Origin of the sequence: Cognatiyoonia sp., assembly GCF_965661665.1 — a bacterium.
Classification (GTDB): Bacteria; Pseudomonadota; Alphaproteobacteria; order Rhodobacterales; family Rhodobacteraceae; genus Cognatiyoonia.
The window spans coordinates 94,522-106,431 of sequence record NZ_CBFIEO010000011.1 but is presented as its reverse complement, the minus strand read 5'-3'; the positions used below and the strand labels follow the sequence as shown (position 1 = coordinate 106,431).

The window sequence follows — 11,910 nt, the reverse complement described above, 5'->3', positions numbered from 1 at the left end:
CCTGCCATCTTAACGATACACGCACCGCGTTCAGCCTTGGCGGTGACATCATCCAGGGTGAGAACCTGCTTGCGCTTCAAAGACACCATATAATCATCAAGCGGATGGCCGGAGAGGTAGAAGCCGATCGCTTTGAATTCCTCTGCCAAGCGTTCCGCAGGCAACCAATCCTCGCCCCTCGTCAGGCGCGGTTCCGGCAGATCATCACCCGCCTCCCCAAATAGCGAAACTTGGTTGGAGGCTTTCTGATCGAAGATCGCAGCCGAATAAGCTGACAGCGCATCAAGCGACATCATCACGCGGCGGCGGTTTGGGTCGAGGATGTCAAACGCCCCTGCCCGCGCCAACATCTCCAACGGACGCTTGCCAACACGCCGCAGATCAACACGGCGGGCGAAGTCGAAAAGGTTAACGAATTCCTTATCACCGCGCGCCTCCGCAATCAGCTTCATCGCTTCGACGCCGACATTTTTCAACGCGCCAAGCGCATAAACCAGCTTTCCATCGCGGACATCGAACGTCGCCTCAGACCGATTGATGCAGGGCGGGATGTAGTCGAGGCCCAGCCCCTTCTCCACTTCTTGGAAGTAAACGCCCAGCTTATCCGTCAGATGCAAATCGCAATTCATTACGCCCGCCATGAACTCAACAGGGTGGTTCGCCTTCAGCCAAGCGGTTTGATAGCTTACAACGGCATAGGCGGCCGCGTGGGATTTGTTGAAGCCGTAGTTGGCAAACTTCTCCAAAAGGTCAAAGACTTCACGCGCCTTTTTGGCATCCACCCCGTTCTTCTTGGCGCCTTCTTCAAACTTCGGACGTTCCGCATCCATCGCCTCTTTGATCTTCTTACCCATCGCGCGGCGCAGCAGGTCAGCTCCACCAAGGGAGTACCCTGCCATAACCTGAGCGATCTGCATCACCTGTTCCTGATAAACGATGATGCCTTGGGTTTCTTCAAGGATGTAATCGATGGACGGGTGGATCGATTCCAACTCCCGCTGCCCGTTTTTCACCTCACAATAGGTCGGGATATTTTCCATTGGGCCGGGCCGGTAAAGCGCCACCAGCGCAACGATGTCCTCGATACACGTTGGCTTCATCCGCTTCAGCGCGTCCATCATGCCGGAGCTTTCCACCTGAAATACCGCGATGGTCTTGGCAGCGGAATAAAGCGCGTAGGATTTCTCGTCATCGAGCGGGATGGCCCCAATGTCGTTGACCGCGCCCTTAGGCGGTTGGAACAACTGCTCTCCCTCGGCGGTGACGTGCAGATCACGGCCAGACTTCAGGATGAGATCAACCGCGTTCTGGATCACTGTCAGCGTTTTCAAGCCCAAGAAATCGAACTTCACCAACCCCGCCTGCTCCACCCATTTCATGTTGAACTGCGTCGCTGGCATGTCGGAGCGCGGGTCTTGATAAAGCGGGACCAGCTCATCCAATGGCCTGTCCCCAATCACAACACCCGCCGCGTGGGTGGAGGCGTTTCTGAGCAAACCTTCAACCTGATGCGCATAGGTGAGTAAACGGTCAACAACTTCTTCTGCCTTCGCCGCCTCCCGCAAGCGCGGCTCATCAGCGAGTGCTTTTTCAATGCTAACGGGCTTCACCCCTTCAACAGGGATCATCTTCGACAGTCGGTCCACCTGTCCGTAGGGCATCTGCAAAACACGCCCCACATCGCGCACGGCAGCCTTGGACAAAAGCGCACCAAAGGTGATGATCTGGCCCACTTTGTCGCGTCCGTATTTCTCCTGCACGTAGCGGATCACCTCTTCGCGGCGGTCCATGCAAAAGTCGATATCAAAGTCCGGCATCGAGACCCGTTCTGGGTTCAAGAACCGTTCGAACAGCAGTGAATAGCGCAGCGGATCAAGGTCGGTGATGAGCAATGCATAGGCGACCAGTGACCCCGCACCAGACCCCCGGCCGGGCCCGACCGGAATATCATGGTCTTTCGCCCATTTGATGAAGTCGGCAACAATCAGGAAGTAGCCCGGGAACCCCATGCCTTCGATAATGCCAAGCTCGAACTCCAGCCGCTTCTCGTATTCCTCAATCGGCGCGGCTGGGTCGATCATCGACAAACGATACTTCAAACCTTCCTCTGCCTGACGTCGCAGTTCCGCCACCTCATCATCCGCAAACTTGGGCAGGATCGGATCGCGTTTGTAGGCTTTGAATGCGCAGCGCTTGGCAATCTCGACCGTGTTCTCAATCGCTTCCGGTAGATCGGCGAAGAGCGTCACCATCTCTTGCTGCGATTTGAAATAGTGTTGCGCCGTCAGCCTGCGCCGCTCTTCCTGTTGGTCGACATAGGCACCTTCCGCAATGCAGATCAGTGCGTCATGCGCTTCATAAAGGTCGGTCTTCGGAAAATAGACATCGTTCGTCGCGACCAAGGGCAAGTTCTTGGCGTAGGCAATCTCGATGGTGCCCCGTTCCGACAGCCGCTCCGCTTCCGGCTGACCGCCTTCACCGGGGTGACGCTGCAATTCGATATAAAGCCGGTCGGGGTAAATCGTGGCCAGACGGTTCACAAAGTCTTCCGCCTTGGGACGCTGCCCCTGTTGCAACAACCGCCCGACTGGACCGTCAGGGCCACCACTGAGACAAATCAGCCCCTCATGATGCGCCGCCAATTCCTCAACAGTGACCTGCGGCAACTGCCCATCTGCGTCCAAATAGGCGCAGGAATTGAGCTTCATCAGGTTCATGTAGCCCGTCTCATTCTGCGCCAAAAGAACGATTGGCGCAGGGTCCGGAGCACGTTTCCCAGGCTCCGCAACTAGGAACGTCACATCCACTTGACACCCGATAATCGGCTGAACACCAGCGCCAGAGGCGTATTCCGAAAACTCCAAGGCGGCGAACATATTGTTACTATCCGTCAGGGCGACGGCAGGCATATCTGCGCCTGCGCACAGCCCTGCGAGTTTCTTCACTGGAACCGCGCCCTCGAGCAGTGAATACTCAGTATGTACGCGGAGATGGATGAATCGGGGATCAGACATGCGCTGACCTTATGATGCAGTTTAGTGCTCCGAAAGATCAGATTTGTTAGTTAATTCGCTAGGTATATTCATGTCACCCAGTAAGCCATTGAAACAAAACAAATGAGCGATTCTTTGTCGAAGATTTTGGCGGCCTTGTCCGATCCGACGCGGCGTGCTGTGGTCGAACGATTGATGACAGGTCAGGCCAGTGTCAGCGCGCTCCACACACCGCATGATATGGCGATGCCAACATTCCTAAGACACCTGAAAGTCTTGGAAGATGCCGGTTTGATCCGCTCCGTCAAACGTGGCCGCGTGCGCACCTGTCAAATCGCGATGGGCCCCATTCACGAACTGCAAGGCTGGCTGGAGTGGCAGACGACGTTGCGGGATGATCGACCAAGCTAAGTCTGATCAGCGCAGGCCAACAATTTTCTTGCCAAACTCACCTCCCCTTGGTTTCATTGAACAAAAGGGCCTCGTGTCTACGCCGCATCGACACGAAGCAGCGCCCCGAACAAATTGGTAAGGCGGCAGGCTTACACAATGACCGTTTCGTTTCTTCTGAATGGAGAGACTGTGGAGGTTCAGACCGACCCCACCCGTACGCTGTTGGATTGGTTGCGGGAGGACGCGGGGCTTTGCGGAACGAAAGAAGGCTGCAACGAAGGCGACTGTGGTGCCTGCACCGTGATGGTGACGGATGAGAAGGGCGTGCGGGCCTTGAACGCCTGCATCCTGTTCATGCCGCAACTCCATGGAAAGGCCGTGCGCACGGTCGAAGGGATCAGCGGACCGTCTGGGGAACTGCACCCCGTCCAGTCCGCGATGGTAGATCATCAAGGCTCTCAATGTGGGTTCTGCACACCGGGCTTTGTTGTCACGATGGCGGTCGCGCATCAGAACGGCGCGAAAGACCACAACGATCAGCTTGCAGGCAACCTTTGCCGCTGCACGGGCTATGCGCCCATTATTCGTGCGGCGGAGGCCGCTGCTGACGAGCCTGCTCCAACATGGATGGACGACACGCCACCGAAAGCCGCAAGCGCAGCGCCGTTTTCACCAACGGACCTAGACGATTTGGCCGATTGGTACGTTGATAACCCAGACGCCACGCTCATCGCTGGGGCCACTGACGTTGGCCTTTGGGTCACAAAACAACTGCGCGAATTGGAAAGCATCGCGTTCCTCCACAAATGCGCGGACCTTAAAAAGATCGAGCGCGCGTCAGACCAAATCACCTTTGGCGCGGCGGTCACGATGACCGACGTGCTGGAAGAACTGCGCGACGATTACCCGAGCTATGCCGAACTGATCCGCCGTTATGGCTCCACCCAAGTGCGCAACGCTGCGACGATTGGCGGCAACGTCGCGAATGGCTCCCCCATTGGCGACAACCCACCCGCCTTGATCGCCCTCGGCGCGACAATGACCCTGCGGCGCGGCAAGGACACCCGCACAATTCCCGTCGAAAAATTCTTTATCGACTACGGCAAACAAGACCGCCAAGCGGGTGAGTTGGTGACAGCCATCCATGTACCGCTCGGCGCGGCCAACTTGCGCTGCTACAAACTCAGCAAGCGCTTTGACCAAGACATTTCCGCCGTTTGCGGCGCGTTCAACACCACCGTGTCAGACGGAAAAATCACCGATGCACGTATCGCTTTTGGCGGCATGGCGGGCATCCCGAAGCGGGCGGCGCAAGTTGAACAGGCGCTTATTGGTGAACCTTGGACCGCTGAAACGATTGAGACAGCGGTCAAAGCCTTCAACGACGATTTCACGCCACTCTCTGACATGCGCGCTTCCGCTGACTACCGCTTGCAGGTCGCGCAAAACATGCTGCTCCGCTATTTTGCCGAACAAAGTGGTGAGGCTGTGTCTGTTTTGGAGGTGCGCGCATGAGCGTTGCCAAACCCCTCCCCCATGACGCGGCGAAACTGCACGTCACAGGTGCTGCGCGGTATGTCGATGACATCCCAACGCCGCAGGGCACCCTGCATTTGGTCTTTGGCCTGTCCGACGTCGCGCATGGGACCATCAAAAGCGTTGATCTGTCCAAGGTCCACGCGGCTGGAGGCGTCGTCGACGTTCTCACCGCTGATGACTTGCCGTTTGAGAATGACGTCTCCCCGTCCGCGCATGATGAACCGTTGCTTGCCGAAGGCACCGTTCATTACGTCGGCCAACCGATCTTCCTCGTTGTTGCCACCTCCCACTTCGCCGCACGCAAAGCCGCGCAATTGGCGGAGGTTGAGATTGATCCGCTCCCCGCCATCCTCACGATTGAGGACGCTCTGGAAGCTGACAGCCGGTTTGAAGAAGGTCCGCGCATCTGGTCGCGCGGCGATCTTCCGAAAGCGATGAAATCCGCCAAACATCGCCTGAGCGGTACCATCGATATGGGCGGGCAGGAGCATTTCTACCTCGAAGGTCAGGCCGCCCTCGCCCTGCCGCAAGAAGGCGGTGATATGGTGGTGCATTCTTCCACCCAGCACCCAACAGAGATTCAGCACAAGGTGGCCCACGCCCTCGGCATCCCCATGCACGCCGTTCGGTGTGAGGTGCGCCGCATGGGTGGCGGGTTTGGCGGCAAGGAAAGCCAAGGCAACGCCCTGGCCGTCGCTTGCGCCCTCGCCGCCCACCGCACGCAACGCCCCTGCAAGATGCGCTATGACCGCGACGATGACATGATCATCACCGGCAAGCGTCACGATTTTCGGATCGCTTACGACGTCGCATTCGATGACGCAGGACAGGTGCAGGGCATCGAATTCACCCATTGGACCCGCTGCGGTTGGGCGATGGATTTATCGCTGCCCGTCGCGGACCGGGCCATGCTCCACGCCGACAACGCGTACTTCCTTCCAGCGGTCAAAATCACCTCCCACCGGCTGAAAACAAACACTCAAAGTGCGACCGCATTTCGCGGCTTTGGCGGCCCGCAGGGGGTGCTTGGCATTGAACGTGTGATGGACGCAATTGCGCATGAGCTGGGGCTTGATCCCGTAGCGGTGCGCAAGGTCAATTACTACGCACCGATGGGCAAAACCGACCCGTCGCGCGGCACGACCACACCGTATGGGATGGAGGTCACAGATTTCATTCTCGATGGAATCACAGATCGGCTTCTGACCTCCGCCAACTATGGAAAGCGCAAGCAAGCCGTCGCGGACTGGAACGCCACACATGACTATTTGAAACGTGGAATCGCGTTTTCGCCGGTCAAATTCGGCATTTCGTTTACCTTAACGCACCTCAACCAAGCTGGCGCGCTGGTCCATGTCTACCAAGACGGCTCCATCCATCTGAACCACGGCGGGACGGAGATGGGGCAAGGTCTGTTCCAAAAGGTCGCGCAAGTCGCCGCCTCACGCTTTGGTGTCAGTATCGACGCGGTGAAGATCACGGCGACTGACACCGACAAAGTCCCCAACACGTCGGCCACCGCGGCCTCCTCCGGCTCTGACCTCAACGGTATGGCGGTCGCTGCGGCCTGCGACACGATCAGGGATCGGATAGCGGAGGCCGTTGCGAAGGCGTGGGGCGTCTCAGCGTCCGACGTGCAGTTCAAAGACGGGAACGTCACCGCACCATCGCAGTCCGTCACTTTCGCTGAAGCGGCTCAAATCGCCTATGTGAACCGTGTCAGCCTCTCCTCCACTGGGTTCTACAAAACCCCAGACCTTGCATGGGATCGGATCAAGGGCGAGGGGCGGCCATTCTTCTACTTCGCCCATGGAGCGGCCATCACCGAGGTGGTGATCGACACGCTGACCGGCGAAAACCGCATCCTGAGAACGGATATCCTTCACGATGCGGGCGCGTCGCTCAATCCAGCCATCGACATCGGCCAGATCGAAGGGGGCTATGTGCAAGGCGCAGGCTGGCTCACGACGGAGGAATTGGTGTGGGACGGCAAGGGCAACCTGCGCACCCACGCCCCGTCCACCTACAAAATTCCTGCCGCCTCTGACCGGCCTCAGGTGTTCAACGTCGCCCTTTGGGACGAACCGAACCCCGAACAGACAATCTACAAATCAAAGGCGGTTGGGGAGCCACCCTTCATGCTTGGCATCTCAGCGTTCCTCGCGCTCTCAAACGCGGTCGCTGCCTGCGGACCGAACTACCCCGATCTGCAAGCCCCCGCCACGGCGGAGGAGGTCTTGGCCGCCATAGGACGGGCGCGGTCATGAGTTTCGACCTCATCAGCCTCCAGAACGCCGTCGCGCAGCACGGCACCGTCGCGCGGGTCGTTGTGGTCAAAACAGCAGGCTCCGCCCCGCGCGAGGCGGGCACCGCCATGTTTGTCTGGCAGGGTGGCCAATCAGGGACGATCGGCGGTGGCGCACTTGAGTTTGAAGCGGTCAAACGTGCCAGAAAATTGAGCATAGGCAAGCACTTGCTTGAAACTATCCCCCTCGGCCCCGGCGTCGGCCAATGCTGCGGTGGGTCGGTGACATTGGTGACGGAGACGTATGACGCCAACACCTTACCCAAGGACGGCCCCGTCGCCCGCCGTGTCGGACCCAGTCAAGGCCCCTGCCCCGAGCCCACCGGTGATTTGGTGTTCAAGAACGGCTGGCTGATAGAGCCCATCTCGCAGCCAAAGCGCAACATCTGGATTTATGGCGCCGGACACGTCGGGCGTGCGCTGGTCAACACGCTCGCCCCCCTCCCTGACCTCGAATTGGTCTGGGTCGATACGGCTCAGGACCGGTTTCCAACGCGAGTGCCTGATGGCGTCGATTGCCTGGTCGCAACCGATCCTGCCACCGCCGCCCGCCACGCGCCGCCAGAGGCAGAACATCTGATTCTGACCTATTCGCACGAGCTCGACCTGGCGCTGTGCCACACGCTTATTTCGCAACCGGCAGGCTCAATCGGTCTCATTGGATCAGAAACGAAATGGGTAAAATTTCAGCGCCGCCTGACCCAGCTTGGCCACAGCATGACCGAAATCGCGAAGATCACCTGTCCGATCGGTGATCCGAGCTTGGGAAAACACCCACAAGAGATTGCAATTGGCGTCGCAATGGGGATGCTGGTTCAGGGGATGACGACGGGGCAACACGACCAAGATGACCAACACGCTGCTCAAGCTTGACGGGCTGACCAAAGCCTATCCAGGCGTCGTCGCAAACAGCGACGTTTCCTTCGATATTCAATCGGGCGAAATCCACGCTTTGCTGGGGGAAAACGGCGCTGGAAAGTCAACGCTTGTGAAAACGGTCTACGGGCTGGTGAAGCCAGACAGCGGAACGATGGAATTGGGCGGCGCACCCTTTGCCCCGCCAGAGCCTCGCGCAGCCCGCGCGGCTGGTGTTGCGATGGTGTTCCAGCACTTCTCCCTCTTCGATGCGCTCAACGTCGCCGAGAACATAGCGCTCGGGATGGAGAACCCGCCGCCACAACGACAAGTCGCAGCCCGCGTGCGGGAGGTGTCGGAGAAATACGGCCTCCCCCTCGATCCCGACCGGATCGTAGGCGATCTGTCAGCAGGGGAACGCCAACGGGTGGAGATTATTCGCTGCCTGCTGCAAGATCCTAAGCTTCTCATCATGGACGAACCCACCAGCGTTTTGACCCCGCAGGAGGTGGACATCCTGTTCCAGACCCTGCGCAAACTCGCGGCCGAGGGGACAGCCATCCTCTATATCTCTCACAAACTGGAAGAGATCCGCGCCCTTTGCGAAACCGCAACAATCCTGCGGCTGGGCAAGGTCGTCGGCAGCTGTGATCCGCGCCAAACCTCCGCCCGCGATATGGCGGAGATGATGGTGGGCAGCAGCCTTCAGGTACCTGAAAAGACCGCCGCTGAAGGTGGCGATACCTTGCTGGAACTCAAGGGCCTCAGCGCTCCCGCCCCGCATCAGTTTGGCACGGCGCTGAAAGACCTCAACCTGTCCGTCGTTGCCGGTGAAATCCTTGGCGTCGGCGGGGTTGCGGGCAACGGGCAGGATGAACTCGTCGCCGCACTGTCCGGCGAAACCCGCACCGCACCTGACATGATCCACTTCAAAGGCAAGGCGGTGGGGCACCTCTCACCAAATGACCGCCGCGCGCTTGGCCTTTTGGCCGCTCCGGAAGAGCGGATGGGCCACGCGGCGGCACCGGACTTGAGCCTGACCGAAAACGCACTGATGACTGGGCTTACCCGCAAATCGCTCTCCCGCCGCGGCTTCCTCAACTGGCCCGATGCCAAAAGGTTTGCGGAAGATGTGATCAAAGGATTTGACGTCCGCACGCCGGGGCCAGAGAACGCGGCACGATCCCTGTCGGGCGGTAATTTGCAGAAATTCGTGATCGGGCGGGAAATCCTGCAAGAGCCTGAGGTGTTCGTCGTCAATCAACCCACTTGGGGCGTTGATGCCGCCGCAGCCGCGGCCATCCGGCAAGCCTTGCTCGACCTCGCGGCCAAAGGCGCGGCCGTCATCTGCATAAGCCAAGACCTTGATGAACTTATGGAAATCTCCGACCGCTTTGCTGCGCTAAACGCGGGCAAACTCTCTGCCCCGCGTCCGGCCAAAGGTTTAACGGTTGAGGAGATTGGCCTCATGCTCGGCGGTGCCCACGATATGGAGGCGTCCCATGCTTAGGCTCGAAAAACGCCCGCAACCGTCCCGAGCATGGGTCTTTGCAACGCCGCTGCTCGCGGTCGCGCTGACCATGCTCTTCGGCGGTATCCTCTTTGCCGCGCTCGGGAAAAACCCGTTGGAGGTGATCCGCACCATCTTCCTCGACCCGCTGTTCTCAGAATTTGCATGGTACTACCGCCCACAACTGTTGGTGAAAGGCGCCCCGCTCGTGTTAATCGCGATCGGTCTCTCCTTCGGTTTTCGCGCAGGGGTGTGGAACATCGGGGCGGAGGGTCAATATATCCTTGGTGCGATCTGCGGTGCGGCTGTGGGCCTTGCGCTCTACCCAGCGGAAACACGGCTGATCTTTCCGCTGATGGTCATTGCTGGCGCGATTGGCGGATGCCTATGGGCGCTGATCCCCGCCATACTGCGCGTGCGGTTCGGAACAAACGAAATTCTCGTGTCGCTCATGCTGGTCTATGTTGCTGAACAGCTCTTGGCCTCGATGGCATTGGGGGCGTTGCGGAACCCTGACGGCATGGGCTTTCCCGGCTCGCGAAACCTCGCGCAGTGGTCATCCTCCGCCAACCTAGAGCTCATCGCCGGATCTGGAATGCACTGGGGCGTGGTCGCGGCCTTCATCGCTGTGATCTTTGCCTATGTGACGCTGACCCGTCATTTGTTTGGGTTCCAAGTCAAACTCTCCGGCCAAAGCCCCCGCGCGGCGCGGTTTGCGGGCATCATGCCCGGACGTCTGATCCTGATTTGCATGGGCATTTCGGGCGGATTGGCGGGGCTCGCGGGCCTTTTCGAAGTCACCGGCCCCTCTGGTCAAATCAGCATCGACTTCAACGTCGGGTACGGCTTCACAGCGATCATCGTGGCCTTCCTCGGCCGCTTGAACCCCATCGGCATCCTGCTTGCCGGCGGCCTGATGGCGCTGACCTACATCGGTGGCGAAATCGCCCAATCGAACCTCGGCCTGCCTGCGGCGGCGATCCAAATGCTGCAAGGCATGTTGCTCTTCTTCCTGCTCGCCGTCGACGTTCTCACCAACTTCCGCATCCGCATCGGACAGGGGGCCGCAGTATGACCTTTCACGCAAAACCCTATGCAATGGGCGCAGTGATGTTCGCGATGATGCTGCCAATGCTGCACGGTCCCCTGATGACAGGAGGGGACCTATCCGTTTCACTCATCCTCTTTGCCCTTGCGCATTTGGCTGTTGCCCTCGTCTTGATTGCCAAAGCGGTCTTTGGGGCGCGGATGAGCCCGAAGGTCAGATCATTGCTGTCCAAAGTCCACCGACCTTCGAGACAACACTTTGCCAATATGCTCGCAGGTGCCGCGTCCACTTTCGCCGTGGTGCACAGTTTGGTTCATTCGGGAGCCGTCTCATGGACCTGAGCGCGATCAACCCTGTCCTCCTGCTCGCCTCGCTCATGGTCGCGGCAACACCGATCCTACTGGCCGCGATTGGCGAGCTTGTTGTGGAACGCGCGGGCGTGTTGAACCTCGGCGTTGAAGGGATGATGATCACAGGCGCGGTCTGCGGATTTGTCGTGGCGGTGAACACGGGCTCCCCTTGGCTGGGGTTTCTGGGTGCAGCTGTGGGCGGCGCGCTGCTTTCCGTCCTTTTTGGCATCCTGACGCAGTATCTCTTGTCCAACCATGTGGCGACCGGCCTTGCGCTAACACTCTTTGGGCTTGGGGTTTCTTCTCTGATTGGCCAAGGCTACGTGGGCATCAAAGGGCCGGAGTTTCCAGATTGGTACATCCCTATCCTTGGGGACATCCCCATCATTGGAGAGATCCTGTTCCAGCATGATCCGATGGTCTACGTGGGCCTTCTGATCTGCTTTGGTGTCTGGGTCTTCCTCAAATATTCGCGTCTTGGCCTCGTCCTCCGTGCAGTGGGCGAAAACCACGACGCGGCGCACGCTTTGGGTTACAAGGTTGTCCGCGTTCGCATGGCGGCCATCATGTTTGGTGGCGCTTGCGCGGGCTTGGGTGGGGCCTACCTTAGCCTTGTCCGCGTGCCGCAATGGACCGAAGGGATGACCGCTGGTGCCGGTTGGATCGCCCTTGCCATCGTTGTTTTTGCTAGTTGGAAACCGGGGCGGCTTTTACTGGGTGCCTATTTGTTCGGCGGGGTGACTGTTCTTCAACTGAACTTGCAAGCGGCTGGCGTCGCCATCCCGATCGAATACCTGTCCATGTCGCCATATCTGGCAACTATCGTCGTTCTGGTTATTATGTCTGCGGGACGCGCGCCCGGGTCACTGGGACGAATCTTTCACGCCTCACGTTGAGGCGGCTGCTAACCACTCAAG

At 59.0% G+C, this 11,910-nt stretch carries 9 protein-coding genes; 8 read left to right on the top strand and 1 reads right to left on the bottom strand.

Annotation, left to right across the window (positions count from 1 at the left end):
• The coding region (dnaE, locus tag ACTF5F_RS09075; protein ID WP_438956549.1) for a DNA polymerase III subunit alpha at positions 1-3,014 on the bottom strand (3,014 nt) is incomplete at its 3' end.
• Between the two features lie 114 nt (positions 3,015-3,128).
• On the opposite strand from dnaE, the gene ACTF5F_RS09070 reads away from it, so the two are divergent.
• The 8 genes from ACTF5F_RS09070 to ACTF5F_RS09035 all read left to right on the top strand — a co-directional run bounded on the left by ACTF5F_RS09070 (position 3,129) and on the right by ACTF5F_RS09035 (position 11,889).
• The gene (locus tag ACTF5F_RS09070) at positions 3,129-3,404 is read left to right on the top strand and encodes an ArsR/SmtB family transcription factor (RefSeq protein ID WP_438956548.1); all 276 of its coding nucleotides are present in this window, start codon (positions 3,129-3,131) and stop codon (positions 3,402-3,404) included.
• Between the two features lie 138 nt (positions 3,405-3,542).
• Entirely contained in the window at positions 3,543-4,901 is a 1,359-nt protein-coding gene (gene xdhA / locus ACTF5F_RS09065; protein WP_438956547.1) for a xanthine dehydrogenase small subunit, read from the top strand.
• On the top strand, positions 4,898-7,192 hold the full coding sequence (gene xdhB / locus ACTF5F_RS09060) for a xanthine dehydrogenase molybdopterin binding subunit (RefSeq protein ID WP_438956546.1): 2,295 nt from the start codon (positions 4,898-4,900) through the stop codon (positions 7,190-7,192). Before xdhA ends, xdhB begins: the two co-directional genes overlap by 4 nt.
• Entirely contained in the window at positions 7,189-8,103 is a 915-nt protein-coding gene (gene xdhC, locus ACTF5F_RS09055; RefSeq protein WP_438956545.1) for a xanthine dehydrogenase accessory protein XdhC, read from the top strand. The genes xdhB and xdhC overlap by 4 nt, the downstream gene beginning before the upstream one ends.
• The gene (locus ACTF5F_RS09050; RefSeq protein WP_438956544.1) at positions 8,078-9,595 is read left to right on the top strand and encodes an ABC transporter ATP-binding protein; all 1,518 of its coding nucleotides are present in this window, start codon (positions 8,078-8,080) and stop codon (positions 9,593-9,595) included. The genes xdhC and ACTF5F_RS09050 overlap by 26 nt, the downstream gene beginning before the upstream one ends.
• Positions 9,588-10,670, top strand: a complete 1,083-nt coding sequence (locus ACTF5F_RS09045; protein WP_438956543.1) for an ABC transporter permease — start codon at positions 9,588-9,590, stop codon at positions 10,668-10,670. Before ACTF5F_RS09050 ends, ACTF5F_RS09045 begins: the two co-directional genes overlap by 8 nt.
• On the top strand, positions 10,667-10,984 hold the full coding sequence (locus tag ACTF5F_RS09040) for a hypothetical protein (protein WP_438956542.1): 318 nt from the start codon (positions 10,667-10,669) through the stop codon (positions 10,982-10,984). The genes ACTF5F_RS09045 and ACTF5F_RS09040 overlap by 4 nt, the downstream gene beginning before the upstream one ends.
• On the top strand, positions 10,975-11,889 hold the full coding sequence (locus tag ACTF5F_RS09035; RefSeq protein ID WP_438956541.1) for an ABC transporter permease: 915 nt from the start codon (positions 10,975-10,977) through the stop codon (positions 11,887-11,889). Before ACTF5F_RS09040 ends, ACTF5F_RS09035 begins: the two co-directional genes overlap by 10 nt.
• Positions 11,890-11,910 lie beyond the last annotated feature (21 nt).